Origin of the sequence: Paraburkholderia sp. JHI869, from assembly GCF_038900775.1 — a bacterium.
Classification (GTDB): Bacteria; Pseudomonadota; Gammaproteobacteria; order Burkholderiales; family Burkholderiaceae; genus Paraburkholderia.
This window is the reverse complement of record NZ_JAYMSC010000027.1, coordinates 88,548-112,980: the sequence shown is the minus strand read 5'-3', so window position 1 is coordinate 112,980 and position 24,433 is coordinate 88,548. Positions and strand designations below refer to the sequence as shown.

Below are 24,433 nucleotides of genomic sequence, written 5' to 3'. Positions count from 1 at the left end.
GGCCTGGGCGCGCCGGCTAGCGCGCGGCGCGTTCGCGCTCGAGCCGGTGCACGGCTTCGCTCACGTCCTGGCTGAACTGCGCGAGCGCGGCGAGTTCGAGGTTGGGCGGTTGCAGGGCTGACCAGAGCGCGTCCACGAGGCGCTCGGCCGTGGCGTCGATGTTCGTGCGGCGGTTGGCGAGCGTCGCGTCCCACAGTACGTGCTCCATGGGCCCGAATACCAGCGAACGCAACAGCCGCAGTGGCAGATCGTTGCGGATCTGGCCGCTTTCCTGGCCGCGCGCGAGCACGCGCATGAGCGGCGCCGTGTAGCGGCGCTGCATTTCCGTGAGCGCTTCGCTCAGATCGTGGTGGCGCGTTCGGCCCTCCGAGAGCACCAGTTCGCAGATGCCCGTGCCGCTCTCCAGCATCAGTTGCAGATGCATGCGCACGATGAATGCAAACTGTTGGCGCACGGTGCCGTCGCGCGGCAGGCCGCCTTCGATCGCGGCGATCGATTCGTCATACCAGTCGCCGATTACGCGCGCACACAACTCCCGTTTGCCCCGAAAGTAGCTGAACACCGTTGCCTCGGACACGCCCAGGCGCTGGGCGATTTCGGCGGTGGTGGCGCGTGCGTACCCTTTTTCCGAGAACACTTCGCGCCCCGCCTGCAGGATCTCGCGCACGCGCTGCTGCGACTTGCGGCCGGCCGGCTGGCGGCGCGACGCGGGCAGGACGGCTTTCTGGGCGACGGCTTCCATGTTGAGCTTGATTCAATTTGCGTCAGAGTGAAATTCATTATCTACGAAAGAAACACCGCTGGACAAGGAAATTTCATCTCTATGACAACTTGAGCGTCACTCAGAAATACCTATTGACGTTAACGTAAATGTGGCGTGAAATGTGCGTCCATGGGGCGAAGCACCGCCCGGACCGAGATCCTCTGGAGACACACATGAGCAACGTACCTGGTTTGCAGTTCCCGCTAGGCGAAGAAATCGAAATGCTGCGCGACAGCATTGCCGGCTTCGCGGCGAAGGAAATCGCGCCGCGCGCGGGCGAAATCGACCGCACCGACCAGTTCCCGATGGACCTGTGGCGCAAGTTCGGCGACCTGGGCGTGCTCGGCATGACGGTTTCGGAGGAATACGGCGGCGCCAACATGGGCTACACGGCGCACATGGTCGCGATGGAGGAAATCTCGCGCGCGTCCGCCTCGGTCGGCCTTTCGTACGGCGCGCATTCGAACCTGTGCGTGAACCAGATCCACCGCAACGGCACCGAAGCGCAAAAGCGCAAGTACCTGCCGAAGCTCGTTTCCGGCGAGCACATCGGCGCGCTCGCCATGAGTGAGCCGAACGCGGGCTCCGACGTCGTGAGCATGAAGCTGCGCGCCGAAAAGAAGGGCGACCGTTACGTGCTCAACGGCACGAAGATGTGGATCACCAACGGCCCGGATTGCGACACGCTGGTCGTCTACGCGAAAACCGATCCTGAAGCGGGCTCGCGCGGCATGACGGCGTTCATCGTCGAGAAGGGCATGAAGGGCTTTTCGGTTGCGCAGAAGCTCGACAAGCTCGGTATGCGCGGCTCGCATACGGGCGAGCTGGTGTTCCAGGACGTGGAAGTGCCCGAAGAGAACATTCTCGGCGAACTCAACGGCGGCGTGAAGGTGCTGATGAGCGGCCTCGACTACGAGCGCGCCGTGCTGGCGGGCGGCCCCACCGGCATCATGGCCGCGGTCATGGACGCCGTCGTGCCGTACATCCACGACCGCAAGCAGTTCGGCCAGGCCATTGGCGAATTCCAGCTCATTCAGGGCAAGGTCGCCGATCTCTACACGACCTACCAGGCGTGCCGCGCGTATCTCTACGCGGTGGGCCGCCAGCTCGACACGCTCGGCCGTGACCACGTGCGCCAGGTGCGCAAGGACTGCGCGGGCGTGATTCTCTACACCGCGGAAAAGGCCACGTGGATGGCGGGCGAAGCCATCCAGATTCTGGGCGGCAATGGCTATATCAACGAGTATCCGGTCGGGCGTCTCTGGCGCGACGCGAAGCTCTACGAAATCGGCGCGGGCACGAGCGAGATTCGCCGCATGTTGATCGGCCGCGAACTGTTCGCGGAAACCATGTAATCCTAAGTGATTGAGGAAGCACGAGATGCCGATCATTGAATCGAAGCTCAATCCGCGCTCGGAAGACTTCAAGGCGAATACCGCGGCGCTCGAATTGCTCGTCGCGGACCTGCGCGAGAAGATCCAGAAGCTGTCGCTGGGCGGCGGCGAGGCCGCGCGCGACAAGCACCTCTCGCGCGGCAAGCTGCTGCCGCGCGATCGCATTGCGCAGCTGCTCGATCCGGGCACGCCGTTTCTGGAGTTCTCGCAGCTCGCGGCCTATGGCATGTACAACGACGACGCGCCGGGTGCTGGCATCATCACCGGCATTGGCCGCATTGCGGGGCAAGAATGCGTGATCGTTTGCAATGACGCGACGGTGAAGGGCGGCACGTACTATCCGGTCACGGTGAAGAAGCACGTGCGCGCGCAGGAAATCGCGCAGGAAAACAACTTGCCGTGCGTGTATCTCGTCGATTCGGGCGGCGCGAACCTGCCGAACCAGGACGAGGTGTTTCCGGACCGCGATCACTTTGGCCGCATCTTCTACAACCAGGCGAATCTCTCTTCGCAGGGTATCCCGCAGATCGCCGTGGTGATGGGCTCGTGCACGGCGGGCGGCGCGTATGTGCCGGCCATGAGCGACGAGTCGATCATCGTGAAGAACCAGGGCACGATTTTCCTCGGCGGGCCGCCGCTCGTGAAAGCAGCGACGGGCGAGGAAGTGAGCGCCGAGGATCTGGGCGGCGGCGACGTGCACACGCGCCTTTCCGGCGTGGTCGACCATCTCGCGCAGAACGACGCCCATGCTCTTGCGATTGCGCGCTCGATCGTCGGCAATCTGAACCGCACAAAAACGCCGCCCGTGGTGCTGCGCGAACCGTTGCCGCCGCGCTTCGACGCGAAAAGCCTTTACGGCGTGATTCCCGTGGATACGCGCAAGCCCTTCGACGTGCGCGAGGTGATCGCCCGCATCGTCGACGACTCGGCTTTCGACGAATTCAAGGCGCGCTACGGCACCACGCTCGTGACCGGCTTCGCGCACATCTGGGGCCACCCGGTGGGCATCATCGCGAACAACGGCATTTTGTTTTCCGAATCGGCGTTGAAGGGCACGCACTTCATCGAGCTGTGCTGCCAGCGCAAGATTCCGCTCGTGTTCCTGCAGAACATCACGGGCTTCATGGTGGGTCGCAAGTACGAGAACGAGGGCATTGCGCGCAACGGCGCGAAGATGGTGACGGCGGTGGCCACGGCGAAGGTGCCGAAGTTCACGGTCATCATCGGCGGCTCGTTCGGCGCGGGCAACTACGGCATGTGCGGCCGCGCGTATTCGCCGCGCTTCCTGTGGATGTGGCCGAACGCGCGCATTTCGGTGATGGGCGGCGAGCAGGCCGCATCCGTGCTCGCGACGGTGCGCCGCGACGGCATCGAAGCGAAGGGCGGCACGTGGAGCGCCGAGGAAGAGAATGCGTTCAAGCAGCCGATTCGCGATCAGTACGAGCTGCAGGGCCATCCGTATTACGCGAGCGCGCGCTTGTGGGACGACGGCGTGATCGACCCGGCGCAAACGCGCGATGTGCTCGGCCTCGGCCTTTCCGCCACGATGAACGCGCCGATCGAAGAGACGCGCTTCGGCGTGTTCCGCATGTGACGCATTGAGGACGAGACAATGCAATACGAAACGCTCACCGTAGAAGTCGTCGGACACGTAGCGACGGTCACGCTCAATCGCCCGGACGTGCGCAACGCGTTCAACGAAACGATGATTGCGGACGTCACCGCCGCTTTCACGGCGCTCGGCGCGCGCGACGACGTGCGCGCGATCGTGCTCGCCGGCAACGGCAAGGCCTTTTGCGCAGGCGCGGACCTGAACTGGATGCGCAAGATGGCCGGCTATTCCGACGAAGAGAATCGCGCGGACGCAATGCGTCTCGCACAGATGCTCTCGGCCGTCTATCGCTGCCCGAAGCCGGTGGTTGCACGCGTGCATGGCGATGCCTACGCGGGCGGCATGGGCCTCGTATGCGCCGCCGACATCGTCGTGGCCGTAGAAACCGCGCACTTCTGCCTTTCCGAAGCGCGCCTCGGTCTCATGCCCGCCACGATCGCGCCTTACGTGATCCGCGCGCTGGGGGAGCAGGCTTCGCGCCGCTACTTCGTCACAGCCGAAGCGTTCGACTGCGCTACGGCTGCGCGCCTTGGCCTTGTGAGCGAAGCGGTGAGTGCAGAAGCACTCGACGCCACCGTGCAGCGCATTACCGAAACGCTTTGCGCGAACAGCCCGAACGCCGTGCGCGAATGCAAGCAGCTCGTGCAGGACGTCGCGGGCCAGACGATCGACAACGCCTTGATCGAAGACACCGCCGTTCGCATCGCGCGTATTCGCGCGAGCGAGGAGGGGCGCGACGGCGTGTCGTCGTTCCTTGAAAAGCGCACGCCGCGCTGGCGCGATCAATAAGACAAGATGCAGGCAAGAAGCAGGAAACGAAGCGAGGACAGCACATGTTCAACAAAATCCTGATCGCCAACCGCGGCGAAATTGCATGCCGGGTTGCGGCTACGTGCAGGCGCCTTGGCGTGAAGAGCGTAGCCGTGTACTCGGACGCCGACGCGAACGCCAAGCACGTCGCGGCCTGCGACGAAGCTGTGCATATCGGCGAAGCGGCCGCTGCGCAAAGCTATTTGCGCTATGAGCGCATCATCGAAGCCGCGCGCGCCACGGGTGCGCAAGCCATTCACCCTGGCTACGGATTTCTTTCGGAGAACGAAGACTTCGCCCACGCATGCGAAGCGGCTGGCATCGTCTTCATCGGGCCGCCGGTCGGAGCGATTGCGGCCATGGGTTCGAAGGCGGCTGCGAAGGCGCTGATGCATGCGGCGTCCGTGCCGCTCGTGCCGGGCTACCACGGCGACGACCAGGACCCCGCGCTCCTGCAGCGCGAAGCCGATGCCATGGGCTACCCCGTGCTGCTCAAGGCGAGCGCGGGCGGCGGCGGCAAGGGCATGCGCGTGGTCGAGCGCAGCGTTGACTTCGCAGCCGCGCTCGCTTCGTGCAAGCGCGAGGCCGCGAGCAGCTTCGGCAACGACCGCGTGCTGATCGAGAAGTACCTCATGCGGCCGCGTCACGTCGAAGTGCAGGTGTTTGCCGACAAGCATGGCGGCGCGGTCTATCTGTTCGACCGCGACTGTTCAGTACAGCGCCGTCACCAGAAAGTGCTCGAAGAAGCGCCCGCGCCGGGCCTCGAAGACAACGTGCGCCGCGCGATGGGCGAGGCGGCCGTGGCCGCGGCGCGCGCGGTGCATTACGAGGGCGCGGGCACCGTCGAATTCATCATGACGGGCGCCGACTTCTACTTCATGGAGATGAACACGCGCCTGCAGGTCGAACATCCGGTGACGGAAATGATCACGGGTCTCGACCTCGTCGAATGGCAGTTGCGCGTGGCCGCGGGCGAGCCGCTGCCGCTCGAGCAATCGCAGCTTTCGATCACGGGCCATGCGCTCGAAGCGCGCATTTACGCGGAAAACCCGGCGCGCGGTTTCCTGCCCTCCACGGGCACGCTCAAGCATCTGCGCATGCCGGAGGGCGTCGAGTTCCGGCTCGGCGACGCGGGCCAGCGCGCGAGCGTGCGCATCGACAGCGGCGTGCGCGAAGGCGACACCATCACGCCGTTCTACGATCCGATGATCGCGAAGCTGATCGTGCACGGTGCAACGCGCGAGGACGCCCTGGCGCGCATGGAACGTGCGCTCGAGGCTTGCGAGGTGGTGGGCCCGCATACGAACGTCGAATTTCTGCACCGGCTCGTGACCTGCGAGCCGTTTGCAAGCGCCGATCTCGACACGGGCCTGATCGAGCGTAACCATGACGCGTTGTTCTCACCGCAGCAGAAGCCGGTCCGCGAAGCGCTCGCGCTCGCCTGTGCGGCGCTGCTCGGCCGTGAAGGCGGCGCGGCGCATGGTGCGTCGCCGTGGCACGCGCTCTCGCATTGGCGCCTGAATAGCGGCTTCGCGCAGTCGCTCTCGTGGCGCGATTTCGAAAGCGATACCGCGTATGCGGTTGCGCATACGCATGACGGCGGTGTGGAAACGCTGGCCTACGCGGGACACGAGGCGCGTTATACGTGGTGGCGCGGCGAGGGCGTGGACGAATACGGCGCGACCATCGATGACAAGCGCGTGACGGGTCGCGTATTCGCCGACGGCGACGTGTTTCATGTGTTCTGCCTCGGCACGGCGATGGCATTCGAGTGGCAGAACCTGCTCGCGCACGCCGCCGATGCGGAGCACGGCGAAGGCCGGCTGACGGCGCCCATGCCGGGCAAGGTAATCGCCGTGCTGGTGGAGCCGGGCTCCGTGGTCGAGAAGGGCACGCCGCTCATCGTCATGGAGGCGATGAAGATGGAGCACACGATCGGTGCGCCGGCAGCTGGTAAGGTGACCGAAGTATTGTACGGTGTAGGCGACCAGGTGGCGGATGGCGCGCAATTGCTCGTGCTCGAAGCGGCTTGAAGTTGCTCGAAGAGGATTGACTTGCAGGGCTAATGAGTTCTTCCCGGTTTCCCTGTAGCCGGAGAACGACGTGAGAGTTTTGCCCTGGGGCGCTCTGCTGTGGCGGAGCGCCCTTCTTTTTTGCGGCTGCGTCTGCGGCTGCGTCCAGGAACCGCTCAACGCTCCTTCACATGCGCCGCGAGCAGCTCCCGATGCTGCGCTTCGGTGGCGTCGTCGGCAGGGAACATGCATTCGAGGCGCAACTCCTGGGCGGCGATGTTTTGCGGCGTTCCCACGCTCGTCACCATCGAGAAATAGCGAAGCACACTGCCGTCACTGATGAAACTCAGCGGAATGACCGGCATGGTGGGCGTGCCGGTCGATCCGTGATGCGCTTTCCAGTCGCCCGGCACGCCGGGGTACGCAAGCAATTCGTCGAGCAGCGTGCGTGTTTCATCGTCGATCACGCGGCCGACCGATTCGCGATAGACACGTTGCAGCAGGCTGCGCGAAACGTTCTCCCAGTCCGCGAGGAATGGGCGCATGCCCTGAGGGTCGAACATCAAATGCAGCATGTTGCGCGTGCCTTTGCGCGCTTGCATGTCGATGAAGTGGCCGAAGAAGCGCGGCGCGGCGTCATTGGTCATCAGCACGTTCCAGTGCCGGTCCATGACGATGGCCGGAAACGGATCGTGCTGGCGAATGACACGTTCGAGCGCCCGCACGACGTGCTGCATTTCCTGCGCATTCCACGGCGCTTCCGAATAAACGGGCGCGTAGCCGGCGGCGAGCAGCAGGGCGTTGCGCTCGCGCAGGGGCACGTCGAGTGTCTGTGCAAGGGTCAGCAGCGTGTCACGGCCCGGCACGCTGCGCCCGCTTTCGATAAAGCTGATCTGTCGCTGGGAGATTCCCGCGTCCAGCGACAAATCGAGTTGACTCACGCCACGCGCATCCCGCCAATAACGCAACAGGGTGCCAAGGTCGCTTTGCGGCGCGTGTTGGTCGGGATGCGTGGGGTTCATCGGCTCTCCGTGGTTGATGTCAGTGACGACAGCGGACTCAGGCCGCGTTCGCACGCCAGGCGTATTGCTCGAACTGCGCTTCGAGCGCCGGGTGTGTCACGCTCGCCGTGTAGTTCGTGATGGCCGATGCGGCGACCACCGCGATGACCTCCAGCGTCTGCTCGGCACTGAACCCTGCATCGAGAAAGCGCTGCTGGTCTTCGCCGGAAATGCGGCCGCGCTTTTCGATCAGCGTGCGCGCAAGCGTCGACAGGGCAGCCAGTTGCGCATCGGCGGGCAGGCGGCCGTGGCGCATCGCTTCGACGTCGGCGTGACTCACGCCTTCTTTCAATGCTAACGCCGTATGAAACGCAACGGGCCATTCGGATGCGTTCGTGACCGCGTTGGTCAGCAGCAGTGTCTGGATCTGCGGCTCGGTCAGGCTGCTCGAATGGACACGCTGGAACACGCTGATGAAGCCGTTGATCAGCACCGGCGAGCTGGCCATTTTCGCCGCGATGTTCGGGATGATGCCGAACGTCTGCTTCAGTTGCTCGAGTACGGGCTGCGATTGTGCGGGTGCGGATTGAATCGTGTGTCGAGGATAGACGGACATGCTGACTCCTGGGTGTTGAGCGCAACCGCATTGGCGACGCGACAGACGAAGAGTAGAAGCGGCGGCGCGGCCCGCCAATTACATGCCATGTAATCGCCGCGCGGCGTGGGAATTGCGTGACTTGCGCGTGGCGCCTGTGACTGCGCGTCGACTAACGCGCACTTCGCGCAAAAACAGTGCGATGATTAAGCTTGGCTTTTCGGCAGACCTTTCCGGCCGAACCCTGGGAACCTGTCGCGAGCTGATTCGCCACATGGGGAAATGCGGGGTCGGAATGCAAATCCGGCACCCTTCGCCATGGTCGTACCGCCTCTCTACCAGACAGGTGAGGTCATCATGCTTGGTGTTCGTAAAGCTGTGTTCCCAGTGGCGGGAATCGATATGAGCTTTCTGCCGGCAACGAAGGCGAGCCCGAAGGAAATGCTGCCGGTCATCGACAAACCGCTCATTCAATATGCTGTTGAAGAAGCCATCGGCGCAGGCATTACCGAACTGATCTTCGTGACGGGCCGCGGAAAGCGCGTCATTGAAGATCATTTCGACAAGTCCTACGAGGTCGAACACGTGCTGAGGGCGCGCGGCAGGCAGAATCTCGTCGAGCTCGTGCAGAGCATCAAGCCGGCCAATGTTGAGTGTATTTACGTCCGGCAAGCCGAACCGCTCGGTCTCGGGCACGCGGTGCTCTGCGCGGAGAAGCTGATTGGCGACGAACCGTTCGCGGTCGTGCTCGCCGACGACCTGCTCGACGGCACGCCTCCGGTTCTCGCGCAAATGGTCCATATATTCAGCCATTACGATTCATCGGTAATCGCCGTAGAAGAATTCGAGTCGTGCGAGTCGACGAGTCATGGCGTGATCGACGGCCGCCATTGGGACGAGCGCGTGATCAGCGTGAGCCGCATCATCGAAAAGCCGACGCCCGAACTGGCGCCGTCTAGCTTCGGTGTGGCCGGGCGTTACGTGCTCATGCCAAGCATCTTCGAACATTTGCGCGCGCTGAAACCGGACGCGAACGGCGAGATCCAGCTCACGCCCGCCATTCATGCGATGCGCGAAGAGGAGCAGGTGCTGGCCTACGAGTTCGTTGGCAAGCGCTACGACTGCGGCACCAAGCTCGGCTATGTGCAGGCGACAGTCGACTTCGCCCTGCGGCACGCGGAATTGCAGGACACTTTCGACGCGTGGCTGCGTGAGCGCATCGGTGTGCCGCAACTGGATGCGTGGGCAACGGGTTCGCTGCTGAACCAGCCGGCGGCAGTCGTGCAGGGACTCGCGCATTGAATCCGTGCCGTATTGCATAGGAGAATTGAGCGATCCGCACGAACGTGCTGCCTCCATCGCAAGACTTCGTGTTGAATGGGCGGGACAAGATGATTCCGCCCTTTTTCAATGTGATGCGAGGAAAGGAATGGTAAGAAACGGTGGAAGGTTCCGCCTGCCTCACTGCTTTAAAATCGCGGGATGAACCCCAGCGTCCTCATTGTCGACGACGATCCCGTCGTGCGCGATCTGCTGAGCCGCTTTTTGCGCTCGCATAACTTCGATACGGCCGTGCTGCACGACGGCGTCCACCTCCAGCGCCGCCTCGAGCGCGAACGTCCGTCCATTGTGGTGCTGGACATCATGATGCCGGAGACCGACGGCCTCGAGGCCATTGCCGCCTTGCGCGCGGCCGGCGACGACATTCCCGTCATTTTTGTCACGGCGCGCGGCGCGGTGAGCGACCGCATTCGCGGGCTCTCGCTGGGCGCGGACGACTATTTGCCCAAGCCCTTCGATCCGCACGAACTGCTCGTGCGCATCCAGAACATCCTGCGGCGGCGCGGCCCGTCCACCGCGAGCGCGCCCGAAGCGCGCCGGCGCTACCGGTTCGGCGACTTCGAGCTCGACTTCACGATGCGCACGCTCTCCTGCGGCGACACGCAAATCCCGCTGAGAGAAAGCGAATTCGCGTTGCTGAAGGTATTCGCCACGCATCCCTACAAAGTGCTTTCGCGCACGCTGATCCACGATATCGTGCATCGCGACGAGCGCGAGTTCCACGAACGCAGCCTCGACGTGCCGATCTGGCGCTTGCGCCGCGTGATCGAGGCTGATCCGTCGAATCCGCGCCACATCCAGACCGTGCGCGGGAAGGGCTATGTATTCGTGCCGGATCCGGCAAATTATTCGGAGGCGCACGGCGCAGCCATTCAGTGAGAAGTCCGTTGAATTCGCTGTTCGGGCGCATGGCGTTGCTCTCGGCGGCTGTTTTGCTTTCCATGCAGCTCGGCTGGTTTTTGCTGCTTGCGCGCCAGCCGCCGCGCCATGAAGTCGATGGTTTCGCGCGCGGCGTCCTGCTCGCGCTGCGCGTGGCGAGCGAGGAACACGTCGGCGGCGGCACGCTGACGCCGCCGGTGCATCTCGGCGGTTCTCTCGAGCCGCCGCCGAAGGAAGGCGACCTGAGCGACGTGCTGCGCGTGCACCGCGTGCCGGTGTGGAACGTGCCCAAGGACGTCCATCTGCACGAACCGACGCGCCGGCCGCTAGTCGACTTGACGCGGCATCTGCGCGAACAGTTGCCGCCCGGCACGCAGTTCGCCGTGGACGACGGGCGTCCGCCGCAACTGTGGGTGCGCTTTCCGGGCAGCACGACCTGGGTCGTCGTGCCGGTCGATATTCCGCCGCCGCCGCGCTTTGTCATCGAAGGGATTTCGATGCTGCTGGCGGCGCTCACGCTCTCGTTCCTTGCCGCCTGGCAGATCCAGAAGCCGCTCGCGAGCCTGGCGCAGGCGGCGCGCCGGTTCGGCACGGGCGAGCGCATTGCGCCGCTCGAAGGCAAGGGGCCGCGCGAATTGCGCGACGTGAGCGCGTCGTTCAACGACATGATGCGCTGCGTGAACGAAGCGGAAGACGATCGCGTGGTGATGCTGAGTGGCATTGCGCACGATCTGAAGACGCCGCTTACGCGCCTGAAGCTGCGTGCGACCCTGATGGCCGAGGAGTCGGAGCGCAACGGCATGCTGCGCGACGTCGATTCGCTCACTCACATCGTCCAGCAGTTTCTGGAGTTCGCGCAGCAGTCGCCCGACGCGGGCAGGCTGTTGGGCGTCGATGGCTTCCTGCAAAGACAGTTTGGCAATCCTGATGAAATCGAAGGCGGCAACGGGCCGCTGTTCGTGCTCGATTTGCGGGCGGGCCCTCGGTTCAAGCTGCCGCAGGTGACGCTCGACCGGCTCGTCACGAATCTGGTCGACAATGCGCTCGAGTATGGCGCCCCGCCGGTCGCAATTTCGACGGCCGTCGAAAACGGATCGTGCGTTATACGCGTGCGCGATCATGGTGCCGGCATCGAGCCGGAGCGCATTCCCGCTGCCATGAGGCCGTTCGTCCGCCTCAATGCCGCGCGTGGCGGCGAAGGCCACTGCGGCCTCGGGTTGGCTATCGTCGCGCGGCTCGCACGCGACAGCGGCGGCCAGTGCGACGTCAAGAACCATCCAGATGGCGGCCTGCTCGTGCAGCTCAGCTTTCCTGTCACCCACGGCTGATACGCCGCGCCACAAAAAAACGCGCCAGCCCTCGCGGGCTGGCGCGCAAACGTACCAATGCTTGAAAAAGCGGGTGCTTGTTGACGTACGGGGTCAAGCCGTCGTGCTAACGAACAGGCCGCTCGCCGCGCCCGAGCCCTGTTGCTGCAGGTTGCTCGCGAGCGTCGTGAGGAATTGCTGAAGCTCGGACGTCGTGCTGCTCGACGAACTGCTCGACGAGGCGCCCATGGCCGTCAAGAGGTTCTGGAAGTCGGACGTCAATTCGCTGTCCGAACTGCTGCTGCTCGATGAGCCGCTTGCCGTGCTCGAATCGGATGACGTGCTGCTCGAAGCCGACGAAAGCGACTGCGCGAGGTTCGAGATCGCCGAAGCGAGATCGCTGCCGTAACCACCTGCCGACGAGGGCGGAGGCGGAGGAGGAGGCGGCATCATCGCGGCTGCAGTGGTCGTGTCGCTCGTATTGCTCGACGTGGACGACGTGGAAGACGTGCTGGCGGTCGCGCTCGCAGCCGCGGTCGTTGCGGACGTCGCGCTTGCTGACGAAACCGCGCTGCTGTCGCTGCTGCTGTCCGTGCCCGTCGAGGTGATGCCGCTCTGTTGCGCGGCGGCCTGGAAAAGCGCGCCGAGGAATTGCTGAAGCGCGGCGGCAAGCGCATCGGGCGACGTGGACGACGTGCTCGACGTCGAATCGGTAGTGCTCGACGAAGAATCGGAACTCGTGGTGGCCGCGGACGCGCTGGCTGTGCTGTCCATGGTGAAGCCGAGCGCCGAGAGTGCCGAGGCGATCGCGGCAGCGAGCGGATTGATGTTGTTCGAGTCCGACGAGGCGTCCGATGCCATGGGCATGCCCGACATCTGGCTGTTGCTCGTGGTTTGCCCGTCTGCCTGGTAAGCCGCCCAGGTTGAAAACAATGAGTTGGAGCTGGATAACGCGCTTATCGACATGTTTAACCCCCCGGTGAATGTGCGATATGGTCGATTCCTGACCGAGAAGGCTGGTCAGGCCTCTCAGTCGGCGCAATCGTATGTCGTCTTTCGCCGTGGGGGGCGGCTTTGTAATTGGTGGAAAGGATTCAGGTAAGAAACTCGTGCAATCCTTACCTTTCCTTTCCTTTCCTCGGCGCGCTCTCAGCCTGCTTCGTCGCGCACGGGCGGCACAAAACGCAGCGCCACGGCAATGCGGTTCCAGGCGTTGATATTCGCCACGGCGGCGGTCAAGAATGCCATCTGCTCGCCGGGAAATTGCCGCGCCACGTCCTCGTAGAGTGCATCGCTCACGCCTTCATGAAGCTTCGCGCTCAACGCTTCCGTGTAAGACAGTGCCGCGCGTTCGCGCTCGCTGAAGCATTCCGGCGCCTCGTGCCATGCGGCCACGAGATCGAGCTTGACGCGCGGCACGCCTTTCTCCCGCGCGATGTTGAGGTGGTACTGAATGCAGAATGCACAGCCGTTGATTTGCGAAGCGCGGATCTTCAGCAGCTCGGTGAGCGGCTTTTCGAGCCCGGAAGCGTCGACGGCCTTGCTCATGGCGGAGAGCGCGGCGGCCACGGGGGCGGCGTCGCGCACGAAAGTTTCGTAAGCAATGCGGGTAGATGTGCTGGACATGACTGGACCTCGCGAAGTTTGGCCGTTAATATCAGAGCACGAACATCATATTCGAACTCTGACATCATGCGCAAGACAGCAAAGAAAGACCTGGACGTGAAGCGGGGCGAGCACACGAGCGCCATTCCCGAGGTCGGCGAGGGCAAGCGCGGCGAGGCGGGTTATTTCGGCTACCTGCTGCGCCAGGCGGGCGCGGCGCACCGTTTGCGCATGGAGCGGGCGCTCGACGATCTCGGCATCACGCCGCCGCAATTCGTGGTGCTGACCATGCTTGCCGCCTACCCCGGCATTTCGGGCGCCGATCTCGCGCGGCTCGCGGCGCTCACGCCGCAAACAGTGAGCGTGATCGTCGCGAATCTGGAGCGCGGCGGCGCGATCGTGCGTCGCCCTCACGCGGTGCATGGGCGCATTCAGCAGATCGACGTAACCGATGAGGGCGAGGCGCTGCTCAAGCAGTGCCGCACGCGCGTGAAGAAGCTGGAGGCGCGCATGGCCACAGGCTTCACGGCCGAAGAGGAGCAGGTGATACGCCGCTGGCTAGTGAGCGTCGCGCGCGAGGACGAAGCGGGCTAAGTGCTATCGCCTGCTACTGCGAGGCGCTTTTCTCTTGCGCGAGGCTGCACGAATGGTCGAGCAGGCCTTCCGCCGTGCCGGTCCCGCCATCCACATCGAGCCCGCTGTTCACGACGAGCCAGCCATTGCGCTGCGCATCGGGGCCCGCGCCTGTCACGAGTATCGTCTGCATGGCCATGGTCTGATTCGGACCGAGATCGCGCTCGACCACGCGAAACGGATTGTCGCGGTCGGAAAGGCTCGTTACGCGCGTGACGCGGTAGCGCGAGCCGTCGAGCGAGGTCCAGCGCCATGTGCCCGGTGCGATATCGCCATACGGTGCGAGCGCTTTCGTCATGTCGGGGCGCATGCAATCGACGTGAATGTGCAGTTGATTCTGCGTGCGGCGCTCGGAGGAATTGATCTCGATGCCGAGCTGGTTGCCGGCGAGCGGCATGCCGAGCTTTGCTTCCACGAAGCGCTTCGCTCCCCATGCGCCTACCCAGTACTCCGGTGCGCCGCCGTAGAGAATCTCGGGGCTCTCGATGCCGGCCACGCGGTCGGTGGGAATCACGAGATACTGCGCGCGCCCGGCAATGTCCTTGAGCACGGCATAGCGCTTCTGGAAGTCGACGGTGGTGCAGGGGCCTGGCTGGCCCCTGTCGCGCATGTTCGGCACGCACTGGCCGCCCACGACTTTCCAGAGACCGTCGGAGTCGACCGCGGAGAGGCGCACGCAGGCGCCGGTGGCGGCGAGCGCAATGACTGCCGTCGTGGAGACGGCAAGCCGGGACATCCGCATGAATGGGGCAAGGCGTAAGGATCGCATCGGCACGAAGGGTCCGGGTTCAGTCGATCGAGCGCGCCGCGGCGCGTAGTGTGACGCAATTCAGCGCGCAGTGTAGCGCAATGCCCGTGACAGTCGCTTACTTGCGGCGCGGATGAAACGCGACCGGCTGCGCGCTCGATGTGTCCGTTGCCGCTGGCGTGGGTCCACGCGTGCCGCAGGTGCCGCAGCCGTCGCCGCAATCGCCGGTCGCGCCTTTGGGCTGCACGAAGCGCCCGAGGCGCTGCGCGAATGCATTACGTTGTGGACGCAACAGGGTAGCGGGCAGGGCGGCCTGCACGCGCGAGGCCGTTTTCGGCGCGAGCTTGCGCAGTGTATAGACGAAGCTCGCGGCGACGAGCAGTGCGATCACGGCGTATTGCGCACGAGTCCGGCATTCATACTCAGTGCCTCGCGATCTGATACGTGGCGAACGACGCCGCATAAGCCACGACGAACATGTAGCCGAACGACACTACGACGGCGCGCCACGAGCGCGTTTCGCGGCGAATCACGGCGAGCGTGGACATGCATTGCGGCGCGAACGCGAACCACATCATCAGCGAGATGGGCGCTGGCGAGCGAGAAGTTCTGCGCGAGCGTGTGGCCGAGCGCGGCCACCGCCGTTTCGCGCGCGGCCCAGATAGCCGGCGATGGAGTAGTCGATGGCGGGCAGCGTCGCGCGACAGTCCGCTCAAATCTCGGGCGCAGGCAGCGTCCCCAGAATCGCTTCGAACGCGAGACCGATCGCAAGCAACCTGCGGTCGCCGCCGGCCGGTCCGTCGAGTTCGAGCCCGACTGGCAAGCGCGCGTCGATCAGGCCCGCGGGCAGCGCGAGCCCCGGAATGCCGGCGTTGCTCGCAGGATCGGTGTTGCGCAAATACGCCTCCATCTCATCGATCGGCGCCGCGCCGTCGATCGACACGCGCGACGAACCGTTCATCTCGTCGATCGGCACCGCGGCGAGCCGCGTCGTGGGAAAGAGCAGCGCGTCGAGGCCGCTAGCGGCAAAAGTCTGGGCGTACAACTGCTGGAGGCGCGGCCGCCACACCGTCATCGCAACGTGGTAGTCGCCGCCGCGTGCGTCGGCCAGCACGGCGTCGTACGCTGCGCGCACGTCGGGACTCGCGATGCGCGCGGCGACCTCGGCCACGGTTTGCACCGGCGCGTGATTCGCCACGAGCCACGCAGTGAGGTCGTCGATCGGCTCGTGCAGCGCGATGGCGTAGCTCACGCGGTCGTTTAGCGCGAGCAGCTCGCTCATTTCGACCGGCACGAGCGTGACGCCCGCGGCTTCGAGCTTCGCGAGCGCGGCGCGCGCCACGTCTTCAAGCGCGGCTTCGAGACCTTCCCACAGCGGCGCGGGCAGCCCAATGCGCAGATTCGTCACGGCGGCCGGCGAGAGCGGACCGTGCCCCGTAATCACGGCGTCGAGCAGCGCGACATCGGCTACCGTGCGGCCCATCGGCCCGACCGTGTCGCGCGTATGGCTGATCGGCACGACGGCTTGCGGGTCGTGATAGCGGCGTTGCGTGCCGCCATCGCCAACACTGGGACGCAAGCCGACAATGCCGCACAGCGCGGCGGGAATGCGCGTGGAGCCGCCCGTGTCGGTGCCGAGTCCCGCGGGCACGATGCGCGCCGCAATGGCAGCCGCCGTGCCGCCCGAGGAGCCGCCGGGAATTCGTTCGGGGTCCCAGGGGTTGCGCACGGGCCCCGCATGCGGCGCGAGATTCGTGCTGGTGATGCCGAACGCCAGCTCGTGCATGTTGGCTTTGCCGAGCAAGATCGCGCCGGCATCGACGAGGCGCTGCACCGAAGGCGCGTGGCGCGCGGGCACGAAGCCTTCGAGCGCGGGTGTGCCCGCCGAGGTCTGCAGGCCGCGCGTATTGATGTTGTCCTTCACGACCACGGGCAACCCGGCGAGCGGCAGACGCGCGCGCTCGTTTGCACCGAGCGCGTCGATACGCTGCGCGCAGGCGAGTGCGCCTTCCACGTCGAGCACGGTCAGCGCGTTGAGGTTGGAAAGCGCCTGCGCGCGCGCGAGCAGCGTGGCGACGTAGTCGGCGGCCTTCAGTTGTCCAGCGTGGATGGCCTCGACGGCTTGCGTCGCGCTCAAATCCAGTTGCTGGTCGACGGTCCATGTCATGCAGCGTTCTCCTCGTGCATCCAGGCAGCCATGCCAACAACGCGCGATACGCGCGTGATACGGTATGGCGCTACTTCTTCAACAGGCGCAGCGCAAAGCGTGCGAGCGTGGGCACGAACGTTGGCCGCAAGAGGCGCGCGTCGTAGCCGCTCATGCGCGCGTCGTTCTCCGCGAGGCAGAGTTCGATCAACTCGCGCGGTGCGAGCGAGTCGCCCAGCACCTCGCGGTTCGCGGGCAGGAAGTTCGAGTCGCGCGCGTGGCCATCGGCGTCGATGCCTCGCGCGATAGCGAGCCGCTCCCATACCAGCATGAACCAGATGGCGACTACGCGCACGGAGTGCCACGGCCTGCGCCACCAGGGCATGGTCTTGCGATACCACGCCACCCAGTTCACGAAGAAGAGGATATGGCGGGCCTCTTCCTGGATCACCGGCTCGAAGGTTTCGACGAGATCTGCCGGGAAAAAGCCCGAGCGCTGCGCCGAGCGAAAGAGGCCAAACGCGAAGAAGCTGTCGATGCACTCGCTATAGCCGGTGAACATCCACGCCCATTCCGCCTTTTTGGGCGGCGGGTATGCGGGTTCAGGCGCAAGTTCGATGCCATAGGCCTGCACGAGATTCGTGAGCACGACCTTGTGGCGCGCTTCCTCGGCGCCGTCCATTTCGATTGCCTCGCGCAGCAGCGGGTCGCTCAGGGTTTGCGCGTAAGTCTTCACGCGGATGGTGGCGCGGCCTTCGGTCTGCACGGCCATGTCCCAGATCGGCAGCGACGTGAGGCGGCTGAGCGCGTCGGGCTCGAGCTTTGGCCAGTCGAGCACGGCGGGGCGATACGGATCGTGGGTATCGAGCAGCATGCGGCAGAACATCTTGCGGTGTTCGTCCGATCCGATTTTGATAGGCCCTGGCGTGGCGTGAGTCCAGCGCCGCAGCGCGGCGTCCTGTTCGGAGATGAAGGCTGAGCCTTCGTCCGGATGCGTCAACGTTTCGGACATGAGCATCTACAGAGAACGGGGTATGACTCCTATTCTGTCACAACCGTAAGGAAGCATGCGCGCTCACGCGCAGCGGCGGTGCTGGTCGATCCACATGCGCGCCCAGCGGCAGGCGTACGCGAGCGCGTGTCTTTCTTCGAAGAAGTAATCGAGTTCGTCGAACGAATGTTGCATCCCCGGTTGCGCGCCCGCTAGCGTGCCAATGGTGAGATTGGCGGCGAAGAGGCCGTTCGGGAGCTGTTGGGCGCTTGGGGCGACGACGTAGCCTTTGTAGCGTAATGGTGTGTTCATGGCCGCGCTTCCTGCTGATCGACTGCTGATTTGCTCGGGTTCTCTTGTTGGGTGGCGCGTGTGCTTTGCTGTCCACTCACTGTGCCGACACGAACCAGCGTACGGACCGCCCCGTGTCGATGGAACCAATCATTCGTCGCAAGCAAATCACGAGTGGCCTGGAACGGTCAGCAGAATGATCCGGATGAGGCGAGGGTGAATCCGGCTTCAATGTGGACCGGACGCTATGCAGCGTCTGTGGGATGGCGCACGCGATGCGCGCCGCGCGCCGCCGGCAATGTGCGTTAGGGAACGTTTCCCGCCCCCGCGCGCGCGGCGGCGCGCGGGTGGGCACAGCCTAGAGGCCGGGCAGCGCGTCAGACAGCGAGGCTCAGGCGCTTTTCGGTGCGCGGCGCGTTGGCGGCCTGCGCGCCGCCAACGCTGTTCACGGCGCTCGCGAGCGGCGTCGTGTGATGTGCGAGGCCCACGCCCTGGCCGCCGAACGCGAGCGCGAACTGCGCCGCCTGGCGGCCGACCGTGGCGAGCTGTTCCGCGACTTTCGCGTCGGAGCACTGCTGCGCGCTCTCGAAGCGCGTCTCGAGCGTGTTGATGCCCGCGCCGAAGGGCGTGGGCCAGCCACGTAGCGCGTGCACGATCGAGCGCAGCGAAGTCAGCACCGAACCCGCGGCCTGCCAGCCGTAGGCCGTGACGACGCAGCCCACGGCGCGGCCGTCCAGGTAGGGGCGGTCGTCGGCACGCAGCTCTTCGAGCGTGTCGAGCGCGTTCTTCACGAGCCCGGAAACGCCGCCATGGTAGCCGGGCGTCGCGATGATGACGGCGTCGGCGGCGCGCACGGCTTCGATCAGCTCGAGTTGGGCGTCGGTGCGAGCGGGGTCTTCGGGCGCGTAGTGCGGCAGCGTGTGCAGGAATGTGCCGCCGAACAATTGTGTGCGCGCACCGGCTTCTTCAGCGCCGCGCAGCGCGAAAGCGAGCGCGCGCTCAGTCGACGAGGCGGCGCGCGTGGTGCCGCCGATGCCCACCACGAGCGGGCGGCGTTGCGAATCGGAAAGGCTCAAGGGGGCTCCCTGAAATGCGATGAGGCCTGGCTCGCGCGTGGCCGGCCACGCAGCCGCGAAGCCGAAAGGCTGGAAAGGGTCATCTTAGAGAGCGCGGCGCGCGGCGCGAAACGACTTTTTGTTCTATCCATATGCCCGCAGCGCTACGTTGGGCTGCGCCACGCGGCCCGAAATGCATATGCGAAACCATTGGTTGGGCGCGCGATGGCCCATGGCTAAGATGAAGCCGTCTCCTCCATGACATCTCCTTGACATGGGATTCGGCCCCGCACTTCTCCGGTGACGGGGCTGTTTTTTTTCTGGAGACGCAAAGTGGGGGAGCTTCGAGGCCTTGGAGGCCGTGATCGCGGCGCTTTCTTGCCGCGCGTTATGTCATGCGAGGTGCGGCTTAACGTGGCGCCGCGCTGGCTCAGACCGTGAGCACGTTGCCGTCGGGACCGATTTGCGGCGGAATTTCCGGGAGTGTCCCGTTGCCTGGCGCGGTGCGCGCGGGGGCGCCCGGCGTTGCCGGCAGCGTGGGCGCGGGCGCGCGCACGGCCGGTTCGGCGACCTTGCGTGTGGTGAGCTTGTCGGCGGAGGCGAGCTTGCGCTTCGTGCCGTGATGCGCCTTCTTGCCGGCATTGCCCGCGTGCGCCGAGGGCGTACGCGCTTCCGGCGGATTCCAGATCTCGATGTAATGTTCCCCGGCGACCGCGGTGGACGCGAGGACGCCCAGCAAGGTCCCCGTGATGAAGAATCGCACGTCGTGTTCTCCGTTTCGATGTTCCGGCCGGGGCCGCGCCATGCAGCGAGGTGCGATGGGGCGACGTGACCCGGTACGGCGACCGGGCGGCACGGAAGGCTGCACGCACTGTACATTCATACAGCCGCTTATGCAAACGTTTCACGACGTGCGTTGGGCGATGTGTTGCATGGGCGCGCCGTGGCCCGGCGCGGCGCCATCCCGGCCTTGCGCCGGTGCTCAAAATGACGTGGGCGGGAGGCTCAAGCGTCGAGCGCGGTCCGGGTCTGCACGGCTGCGCCGTCCGCGGTTGTGCCAGACGCGGACGGGCCGTGGGCGCCGAGCCAGCGGCCGTAGCTGCGCGGCGAGAACGCGAGCGTGAGCGCGATCATCGCGCTGATCGAAACGGCGAGCATGATCCATGCGCCGGTAAAGCCGCCCGTGAGGTCGCGCACGCGCCCGGCCACGATGGGGGCGAGCGCGGCGATCACGAAGCCCAGACCCTGGATGAAGGCGACGAGGCGCGCGGCCACGCGGTGGTCGGCCGAATGGTCGAGCGCGGTGACGAGCGTGACCGAGAACACGCCGCCGAGCCCCGCTCCCGCCGCCGCGACCCACAGCAGCGGTGCGGCCTCGGGCCAGGCGGCGAGGCCGATCACGCCGAACACCTGAGCGCACAGGCCGAGAACGAGCCACGGGCGACGATCCGTGAACTTCGCCGCGGCCAGCGGCAGGAGCAGCGCGCTGGCGGCCTGAAACACCGTCATCGCGGCGAGCAGCGAGCCGCTCGTTTCCACGCTCGCGCCGTGCTGCTGGTAATAAGCGGGCAGCCAGGCGACGAGACTCGTATAGCCGCCGTTGACGAGACCGAAATGCAGGCCGAGCGTCCATGCCCGGCGCTTGCGCCAGACCGGCGCCGTTGCCGCGTTGGCGTGCTCCTGCGAAGGCGCGGCGGCGGCCTGCCGCGCGCGCGCACCTGCGCCAAACCCGCCATTCAATGCCCCCCAGATCGCGAGCGCGACGAGCGCGGGCAGCGCCCACACGGCGAGCCCCGCATGCCACGAACAGGCGATGCGCGCGACGAGCGGGCTCAGGCTCGCGCCGAGCCCGCCGCCGCCCATGATCGACGCGGAAAACAGTCCCATTGCGAGCGGCACGCGCGCGGCGAAGCGTTGTTTCAAGACGGCGGGCAGCAGCGCCTGGATGGCCGCGACACCCGCGCCGGCCGCGGCTGCCGTGAGCATGAGCGCGCCGCCGCTCGCGGCGAACGCGCGGGCCGCGCAGGCCGCGGCAATCGCCACGAGGCCGAGCGCGACGCCGCGCGTCTCGCCGAGCCGGCGCGCGAGCAGGCCGGTGCCGAACGCGCCTAGCCCCATCGCGACGACGGGCAGGCTCGTGAGCAGCGAAGCGCCGTAGAAGCTCAGGCCGGTGTCGTGGCGAATGGTCGTCATGAGCGGGCTGATCGAGGTGAGCAGCGGCCGCAGATTCAGGCCGATCGCGACGATCGCGGCATACCACGCAAGCGCGCTGGCCGTCTCGCCGGGCGGCGTCTGGGAACGAATGGAGCGGGTTTGAGGGTTCAATGCGGTCAACCTTTTTACTGCCGTATGGTTGACCATTATACAAAATAATTGTCAACAATCTGGCGGGCTGCGCTATCCCCGGCATGGGCGTTCGAGTATGGGCGCGGGTCTATATCGTCTCGCCATGCCGCTCGCTACAATGCCACCTGACCCAGCGACCCGACCCAGCTAGCGCGCGTTTCCATGGCCCAATCCTCCCGCCTCGCCCCGCCCCGCGACACCGACGAACCGTCCGATGTCGAAGCGCATGTCTATGCGTCGATTTCTTCCGCGCTGCTCGAGGGCAAGCTCGCGCCGGGCCAGCAACTGGTGGAGCGCGAACTCGCGGCGGCGTTCGGCTGCACGCGCGGCGCGCTGCGCAAGGTGCTGGCGCGCCTCGGCTACGAGGGCAAGCTCGTGCTCGAACCCAATCGCGGCGCGTTCGTGCCGTCGCCCTCGGAGGACGACATACGCGCCGTGTACCGCGCGCGCCAGGTGGCCGAAGCCGGCGTGATGGTGAGCCTGTGCGGCGCGCTCGACGCCGCGATGCGGCGCAAGCTCGCGGCCCATGTGCGCAGCGAGAAGAAGGCGTTGCGCGAAGCGCGGGTGGACGAAGCGGTGCGCCTCGCGGGCCAGTTCCATCTGCTGCTGACGGAGCAGGCGGGCGGCGACGCGCTCGTGGAAGCGCTAGCGCAACTGGTCGCGAAAACGGAGCTTTACAAGGCGTTGTTCGATCCGTCGAAGGCGTCGATGTGCGCGCCCGACGAGCACGCGCAGATCATCGAGGCGCTCGAGGCCGGGGACCTGGCGGCGGCGCTCGCGACGATGCGCGCGCATCTGGGCGAGCTGGAGGAGCGGGTGGTGCAGCAGGCGCGTGCGCGCGCTGGGCGCGACCTCAAGGCGGTGTTCGCGGAGATTGCGAACGGTTGAACGTGCAGGGTGCGCGTCAGCCTTGGCCTACACGCCTGCGCAACTCCTTCGAAGCCGCGAGCGGAATGCGCGCATCGTCCCACGTGGCGAGCCATTCGACCTCTTTCGCGGCGAACACCTGGCCATGATTGCGCAGCGCGTACTGCAATGAATCGATAACGTGATTGCGGATGATTTCGGGCGTATGCGGATCGTCGAGGACGATGCGCAAGGCTTCGAGCGTGGCCATGGTGCGGCTCCGGCGAATGTGGCGACCGCAACGTTATCTCACGACAAAAAAGCACGACAAAAAAGCGCTTGCCGGGCGGGCAAAGATGCCCGGCTCGCGCGCCTTAGTGCCGCGTGCGCTTGAAGATCTCGTACTCCTCGGCGATGGCCCGCGCAACAGCAGGCCGCTCGCGCACGCGTTGCGCATAGGTCGCGATGGCAGGCCATTGCGACACATCGATGCCCACATACGGCGCCCAATTCAGTACGGTCACGAGATAGGCGTCCGCTACGCTGAATTCGTCGAGCAGGAAGGTGCGCGCTTCGAGATGATGCGCGAGCAAGTCGAAGCGGCGCGGGATCTTGCCGCGGGCATATTCCTTGACGGCCTCGTCCACATCCTTGCCGAGCAGCGGCACGAACACGGCCTTGTGCAGTTCGGTGCCGATGAAGCCCAGCCATTGCTGCAAACGTGCACGCTCGCGCGTGCCCGCTGGCGGCGCGAGCCGTGCTTCGGGAAAACGGTCGGCGACCCACGGCAACACCGCCGAGTTTTCGGTGAGCGTCCAGCCGTCGTCCTCGCGCAGGACCGGCACCTGGCCAAGTGCGTTGACGGCGAAGAAGTCGCCGCCTTCGGCGAGCTGCTTCGTGAGCGTATCGACCTGGATGTAGCGTGCCTGCGCGCCTGCCTCGTAGAGCGCGATGCGCGTGGCGAGCGAGCATGCCAGCGGGGCGAAATACAGATCCATCGTCATCCTCCATTGCATTTATCGGGGCTTTCGAATTTTTGTACTATAGTGAACAAAAATCGCCGATCCAATATTTATATGCAATCCAGTACAAAAAAGAATAGCCGCCCGCGTGGACGCCCGCGCGCCTACGATCCGGAAGAGGCGCTCGCCCGCGCGCGCGATACGTTCTGGCGCAACGGTTACGCAGGCACATCGCTCGACGACTTGAGCGAAGCGACTGGAATGAACCGGCCAAGCCTCTATGGCGCATTCGGCGACAAGCACGCGCTGTATCTGCAAACCATGGAGCGCTACGTAGAAGCCGGGCGATCGGCGATGGAGTCGGCGCTCGACAGCGCATTGCCGCTGCGCGACGCGCTGATGCGCGTATTCGACGGCGCGCTCGGCTGGTATTTGCCGGCGCACGACGCGGCGCGCGGCTGCCTGCTGATCGGCACGGCGGCGGTGGAAGCCGTCAACGACGACGCAGTACGCGAGCGTCTCGCCGCGGGCTTGCGCACGTTCGACAAGGCGTTCGAGCGACGCCTGCGCGTGGCGCTCGCGAAGGGCGAGTTGCCGCCCGATGCGAACGTGCCGATGTTCGCGCGCCTGGCCTCTGCGCTATTGCACAGCATGGCGCTGCGCGCGCGGGCCGGCGATTCGCGGGCCTCGCTGCGCGCCATGGCAGTGGCGGGCGTCGCGCTGATCTGTGGCGAAGCGCCGATCGCGGCCGATGCGCGTCCCGCGCGGCGGCGCGCGAAGTGACGCGACGCTGAACACGGCTCGACAGCACCCGCGGCACGGGTCCGCCCGCCGCTTTCCCTTGTTACACTGGCGCAGTCGCGCAAGGACGGCTTGCGCACTCGACGAGGGGAACACGATGGTGCGTTACAGGCACTACAAGGGTGGCATTTACGAACTGGTTTGCGAAGCGACGCTCGAATCGGATCCGACTGTCACGATGATTGTGTATCGTGCGGCGAACGGCACGATCTGGACGCGACCCTCCACCGTGTTCTTCGAACTCGTCGAGTACGAGGGCGGCCTCGTGCCGCGCTTCGCGCCCGTCAACTGATTC

The 24,433-nt window shown here is 65.5% G+C and carries 29 protein-coding genes and 1 pseudogene; 14 read left to right on the top strand and 16 right to left on the bottom strand.

Translation table 11 applies throughout. The features are described from left to right. Positions 1-16 precede the first annotated feature (16 nt). Entirely contained in the window at positions 17-742 is a 726-nt protein-coding gene (locus VSR72_RS33410) for a TetR/AcrR family transcriptional regulator (protein WP_342956528.1), read from the bottom strand. Positions 743-936: 194 nt separating this feature from the next. On the opposite strand from VSR72_RS33410, the gene VSR72_RS33405 reads away from it, so the two are divergent. The 4 genes from VSR72_RS33405 to VSR72_RS33390 are packed head-to-tail and all read left to right on the top strand — an operon-like array spanning position 937 to position 6,612. Further along, on the top strand, positions 937-2,118 hold the full coding sequence (locus tag VSR72_RS33405) for an isovaleryl-CoA dehydrogenase (protein WP_342956527.1): 1,182 nt from the start codon (positions 937-939) through the stop codon (positions 2,116-2,118). A 25-nt stretch (positions 2,119-2,143) separates the two neighbouring features. Beyond that, positions 2,144-3,751: a carboxyl transferase domain-containing protein gene (locus tag VSR72_RS33400; protein WP_342956526.1), complete on the top strand. Its 1,608-nt coding sequence runs from the start codon at positions 2,144-2,146 to the stop codon at positions 3,749-3,751. Between the two features lie 18 nt (positions 3,752-3,769). Further along, positions 3,770-4,558 carry an enoyl-CoA hydratase/isomerase family protein gene (locus VSR72_RS33395; protein WP_342956525.1) on the top strand — a complete coding sequence of 263 codons (789 nt, stop codon included), beginning with the start codon at positions 3,770-3,772 and terminating at the stop codon, positions 4,556-4,558. Between the two features lie 44 nt (positions 4,559-4,602). Further along, positions 4,603-6,612 carry an acetyl/propionyl/methylcrotonyl-CoA carboxylase subunit alpha gene (locus VSR72_RS33390; protein ID WP_342956524.1) on the top strand — a complete coding sequence of 670 codons (2,010 nt, stop codon included), beginning with the start codon at positions 4,603-4,605 and terminating at the stop codon, positions 6,610-6,612. Positions 6,613-6,767: 155 nt separating this feature from the next. On the opposite strand, the gene VSR72_RS33385 is transcribed toward VSR72_RS33390, so the two are convergent. Both VSR72_RS33385 and VSR72_RS33380 read right to left on the bottom strand, forming a co-directional pair. Beyond that, the gene (locus VSR72_RS33385; RefSeq protein ID WP_342956523.1) at positions 6,768-7,613 is read right to left on the bottom strand and encodes a helix-turn-helix transcriptional regulator; all 846 of its coding nucleotides are present in this window, start codon (positions 7,611-7,613) and stop codon (positions 6,768-6,770) included. A gap of 37 nt (positions 7,614-7,650) precedes the next feature. Next, entirely contained in the window at positions 7,651-8,208 is a 558-nt protein-coding gene (locus tag VSR72_RS33380; RefSeq protein ID WP_342956522.1) for a carboxymuconolactone decarboxylase family protein, read from the bottom strand. 336 nt (positions 8,209-8,544) lie between these two features. Between VSR72_RS33380 and galU the strand changes: the two genes are divergently transcribed. From galU to VSR72_RS33365, 3 genes are all read left to right on the top strand, one after another. Next, entirely contained in the window at positions 8,545-9,489 is a 945-nt protein-coding gene (gene galU, locus VSR72_RS33375; protein WP_342956521.1) for a UTP--glucose-1-phosphate uridylyltransferase GalU, read from the top strand. 180 nt (positions 9,490-9,669) lie between these two features. Then, positions 9,670-10,407, top strand: coding sequence for a response regulator (locus VSR72_RS33370; protein WP_028202613.1), 738 nt, complete (start codon positions 9,670-9,672; stop codon positions 10,405-10,407). After that, entirely contained in the window at positions 10,404-11,735 is a 1,332-nt protein-coding gene (locus tag VSR72_RS33365; protein WP_342956520.1) for an ATP-binding protein, read from the top strand. Before VSR72_RS33370 ends, VSR72_RS33365 begins: the two co-directional genes overlap by 4 nt. A gap of 93 nt (positions 11,736-11,828) precedes the next feature. Here VSR72_RS33365 and VSR72_RS33360 read toward each other — a convergent pair whose 3' ends face one another. Then, a complete protein-coding gene (locus VSR72_RS33360) occupies positions 11,829-11,972 on the bottom strand; it encodes a hypothetical protein (RefSeq protein WP_342956519.1) in 144 nt (47 codons plus the stop codon). Here VSR72_RS33360 and VSR72_RS33355 point away from each other — a divergent pair. From VSR72_RS33355 to VSR72_RS33345, 3 genes are read left to right on the top strand one after another with little or no spacing between them, the layout of a single operon-like run. Continuing rightward, entirely contained in the window at positions 11,962-12,123 is a 162-nt protein-coding gene (locus VSR72_RS33355) for a hypothetical protein (RefSeq protein ID WP_342956518.1), read from the top strand. The genes VSR72_RS33360 and VSR72_RS33355 overlap by 11 nt on opposite strands. Before the next feature lie 60 nt (positions 12,124-12,183). Further along, the gene (locus tag VSR72_RS33350) at positions 12,184-12,372 is read left to right on the top strand and encodes a hypothetical protein (protein WP_342956517.1); all 189 of its coding nucleotides are present in this window, start codon (positions 12,184-12,186) and stop codon (positions 12,370-12,372) included. A 27-nt stretch (positions 12,373-12,399) separates the two neighbouring features. After that, positions 12,400-12,627: a hypothetical protein gene (locus VSR72_RS33345; RefSeq protein WP_342956516.1), complete on the top strand. Its 228-nt coding sequence runs from the start codon at positions 12,400-12,402 to the stop codon at positions 12,625-12,627. A gap of 236 nt (positions 12,628-12,863) precedes the next feature. On the opposite strand, the gene VSR72_RS33340 is transcribed toward VSR72_RS33345, so the two are convergent. Then, positions 12,864-13,340: a carboxymuconolactone decarboxylase family protein gene (locus tag VSR72_RS33340; protein WP_342956515.1), complete on the bottom strand. Its 477-nt coding sequence runs from the start codon at positions 13,338-13,340 to the stop codon at positions 12,864-12,866. A gap of 66 nt (positions 13,341-13,406) precedes the next feature. Here VSR72_RS33340 and VSR72_RS33335 point away from each other — a divergent pair, with 66 nt between their 5' ends. Continuing rightward, on the top strand, positions 13,407-13,913 hold the full coding sequence (locus VSR72_RS33335) for a MarR family transcriptional regulator (RefSeq protein WP_342956514.1): 507 nt from the start codon (positions 13,407-13,409) through the stop codon (positions 13,911-13,913). A 13-nt stretch (positions 13,914-13,926) separates the two neighbouring features. On the opposite strand, the gene VSR72_RS33330 is transcribed toward VSR72_RS33335, so the two are convergent. From VSR72_RS33330 to VSR72_RS33290, 9 genes and pseudogenes are all read right to left on the bottom strand, one after another. After that, positions 13,927-14,688 carry a CDP-diacylglycerol diphosphatase gene (locus VSR72_RS33330; RefSeq protein WP_342956513.1) on the bottom strand — a complete coding sequence of 254 codons (762 nt, stop codon included), beginning with the start codon at positions 14,686-14,688 and terminating at the stop codon, positions 13,927-13,929. A 130-nt stretch (positions 14,689-14,818) separates the two neighbouring features. Further along, complete coding sequence (locus tag VSR72_RS33325; RefSeq protein WP_342956512.1) at positions 14,819-15,091, bottom strand: DUF6587 family protein; 273 nt, start codon at positions 15,089-15,091, stop codon at positions 14,819-14,821. A 31-nt stretch (positions 15,092-15,122) separates the two neighbouring features. Next, positions 15,123-15,400, bottom strand: a pseudogene (locus VSR72_RS33320) (ferrous iron transporter B); the annotation flags it as partial. 12 nt (positions 15,401-15,412) lie between these two features. Beyond that, positions 15,413-16,867, bottom strand: a complete 1,455-nt coding sequence (gene iaaH / locus VSR72_RS33315) for an indoleacetamide hydrolase (protein ID WP_342956511.1) — start codon at positions 16,865-16,867, stop codon at positions 15,413-15,415. Positions 16,868-16,937: 70 nt separating this feature from the next. After that, positions 16,938-17,858, bottom strand: coding sequence for a ferritin-like domain-containing protein (locus VSR72_RS33310; RefSeq protein ID WP_342956510.1), 921 nt, complete (start codon positions 17,856-17,858; stop codon positions 16,938-16,940). Positions 17,859-17,921: 63 nt separating this feature from the next. Beyond that, positions 17,922-18,149 carry a transcriptional regulator gene (locus tag VSR72_RS33305; protein WP_342956509.1) on the bottom strand — a complete coding sequence of 76 codons (228 nt, stop codon included), beginning with the start codon at positions 18,147-18,149 and terminating at the stop codon, positions 17,922-17,924. 356 nt (positions 18,150-18,505) lie between these two features. Continuing rightward, positions 18,506-19,204, bottom strand: coding sequence for an NAD(P)H-dependent oxidoreductase (locus VSR72_RS33300; protein ID WP_342956508.1), 699 nt, complete (start codon positions 19,202-19,204; stop codon positions 18,506-18,508). 409 nt (positions 19,205-19,613) lie between these two features. After that, entirely contained in the window at positions 19,614-19,946 is a 333-nt protein-coding gene (locus VSR72_RS33295; RefSeq protein ID WP_342956507.1) for a hypothetical protein, read from the bottom strand. A gap of 242 nt (positions 19,947-20,188) precedes the next feature. Further along, a complete protein-coding gene (locus VSR72_RS33290) occupies positions 20,189-21,508 on the bottom strand; it encodes a cyanate transporter (RefSeq protein WP_342956506.1) in 1,320 nt (439 codons plus the stop codon). 183 nt (positions 21,509-21,691) lie between these two features. Between VSR72_RS33290 and VSR72_RS33285 the strand changes: the two genes are divergently transcribed. After that, positions 21,692-22,417: a GntR family transcriptional regulator gene (locus tag VSR72_RS33285; protein WP_342956505.1), complete on the top strand. Its 726-nt coding sequence runs from the start codon at positions 21,692-21,694 to the stop codon at positions 22,415-22,417. A gap of 16 nt (positions 22,418-22,433) precedes the next feature. On the opposite strand, the gene VSR72_RS33280 is transcribed toward VSR72_RS33285, so the two are convergent. Next, positions 22,434-22,646, bottom strand: coding sequence for a hypothetical protein (locus VSR72_RS33280; protein ID WP_342956504.1), 213 nt, complete (start codon positions 22,644-22,646; stop codon positions 22,434-22,436). 103 nt (positions 22,647-22,749) lie between these two features. After that, complete coding sequence (locus VSR72_RS33275) at positions 22,750-23,373, bottom strand: glutathione binding-like protein (protein ID WP_342956503.1); 624 nt, start codon at positions 23,371-23,373, stop codon at positions 22,750-22,752. Positions 23,374-23,451: 78 nt separating this feature from the next. On the opposite strand from VSR72_RS33275, the gene VSR72_RS33270 reads away from it, so the two are divergent. Together VSR72_RS33270 and VSR72_RS33265 are read left to right on the top strand one after the other, a co-directional pair. Continuing rightward, a complete protein-coding gene (locus VSR72_RS33270; RefSeq protein ID WP_342956502.1) occupies positions 23,452-24,120 on the top strand; it encodes a TetR/AcrR family transcriptional regulator in 669 nt (222 codons plus the stop codon). 115 nt (positions 24,121-24,235) lie between these two features. Then, complete coding sequence (locus VSR72_RS33265) at positions 24,236-24,430, top strand: DUF1653 domain-containing protein (RefSeq protein WP_342956501.1); 195 nt, start codon at positions 24,236-24,238, stop codon at positions 24,428-24,430. The last annotated feature ends 3 nt before the right edge of the window (positions 24,431-24,433 follow it).

Bases quoted from the DNA above. Each gene is read 5' to 3' on its own strand.
- VSR72_RS33270 (WP_342956502.1), top strand. From the start codon at position 23,452: ATGCAATCCAGTACAAAAAAGAATAGCCGCCCGCGTGGACGCCCGCGC.
- VSR72_RS33285 (WP_342956505.1), top strand. From the start codon at position 21,692: ATGGCCCAATCCTCCCGCCTCGCCCCGCCCCGCGACACCGACGAACCG.
- VSR72_RS33370 (WP_028202613.1), top strand. From the start codon at position 9,670: ATGAACCCCAGCGTCCTCATTGTCGACGACGATCCCGTCGTGCGCGAT.
- VSR72_RS33265 (WP_342956501.1), top strand. From the start codon at position 24,236: ATGGTGCGTTACAGGCACTACAAGGGTGGCATTTACGAACTGGTTTGC.
- VSR72_RS33380 (WP_342956522.1), bottom strand. From the start codon at position 8,208: ATGTCCGTCTATCCTCGACACACGATTCAATCCGCACCCGCACAATCG.
- VSR72_RS33275 (WP_342956503.1), bottom strand. From the start codon at position 23,373: ATGGATCTGTATTTCGCCCCGCTGGCATGCTCGCTCGCCACGCGCATC.
- VSR72_RS33400 (WP_342956526.1), top strand. From the start codon at position 2,144: ATGCCGATCATTGAATCGAAGCTCAATCCGCGCTCGGAAGACTTCAAG.
- VSR72_RS33405 (WP_342956527.1), top strand. From the start codon at position 937: ATGAGCAACGTACCTGGTTTGCAGTTCCCGCTAGGCGAAGAAATCGAA.
- VSR72_RS33340 (WP_342956515.1), bottom strand. From the start codon at position 13,340: ATGTCCAGCACATCTACCCGCATTGCTTACGAAACTTTCGTGCGCGAC.
- VSR72_RS33410 (WP_342956528.1), bottom strand. From the start codon at position 742: ATGGAAGCCGTCGCCCAGAAAGCCGTCCTGCCCGCGTCGCGCCGCCAG.
- VSR72_RS33280 (WP_342956504.1), bottom strand. From the start codon at position 22,646: ATGGCCACGCTCGAAGCCTTGCGCATCGTCCTCGACGATCCGCATACG.
- VSR72_RS33390 (WP_342956524.1), top strand. From the start codon at position 4,603: ATGTTCAACAAAATCCTGATCGCCAACCGCGGCGAAATTGCATGCCGG.
- galU (WP_342956521.1), top strand. From the start codon at position 8,545: ATGCTTGGTGTTCGTAAAGCTGTGTTCCCAGTGGCGGGAATCGATATG.
- VSR72_RS33355 (WP_342956518.1), top strand. From the start codon at position 11,962: ATGGCCGTCAAGAGGTTCTGGAAGTCGGACGTCAATTCGCTGTCCGAA.
- VSR72_RS33385 (WP_342956523.1), bottom strand. From the start codon at position 7,613: ATGAACCCCACGCATCCCGACCAACACGCGCCGCAAAGCGACCTTGGC.
- VSR72_RS33305 (WP_342956509.1), bottom strand. From the start codon at position 18,149: ATGAACACACCATTACGCTACAAAGGCTACGTCGTCGCCCCAAGCGCC.
- iaaH (WP_342956511.1), bottom strand. From the start codon at position 16,867: ATGACATGGACCGTCGACCAGCAACTGGATTTGAGCGCGACGCAAGCC.
- VSR72_RS33310 (WP_342956510.1), bottom strand. From the start codon at position 17,858: ATGTCCGAAACGTTGACGCATCCGGACGAAGGCTCAGCCTTCATCTCC.
- VSR72_RS33330 (WP_342956513.1), bottom strand. From the start codon at position 14,688: ATGTCCCGGCTTGCCGTCTCCACGACGGCAGTCATTGCGCTCGCCGCC.
- VSR72_RS33395 (WP_342956525.1), top strand. From the start codon at position 3,770: ATGCAATACGAAACGCTCACCGTAGAAGTCGTCGGACACGTAGCGACG.
- VSR72_RS33335 (WP_342956514.1), top strand. From the start codon at position 13,407: ATGCGCAAGACAGCAAAGAAAGACCTGGACGTGAAGCGGGGCGAGCAC.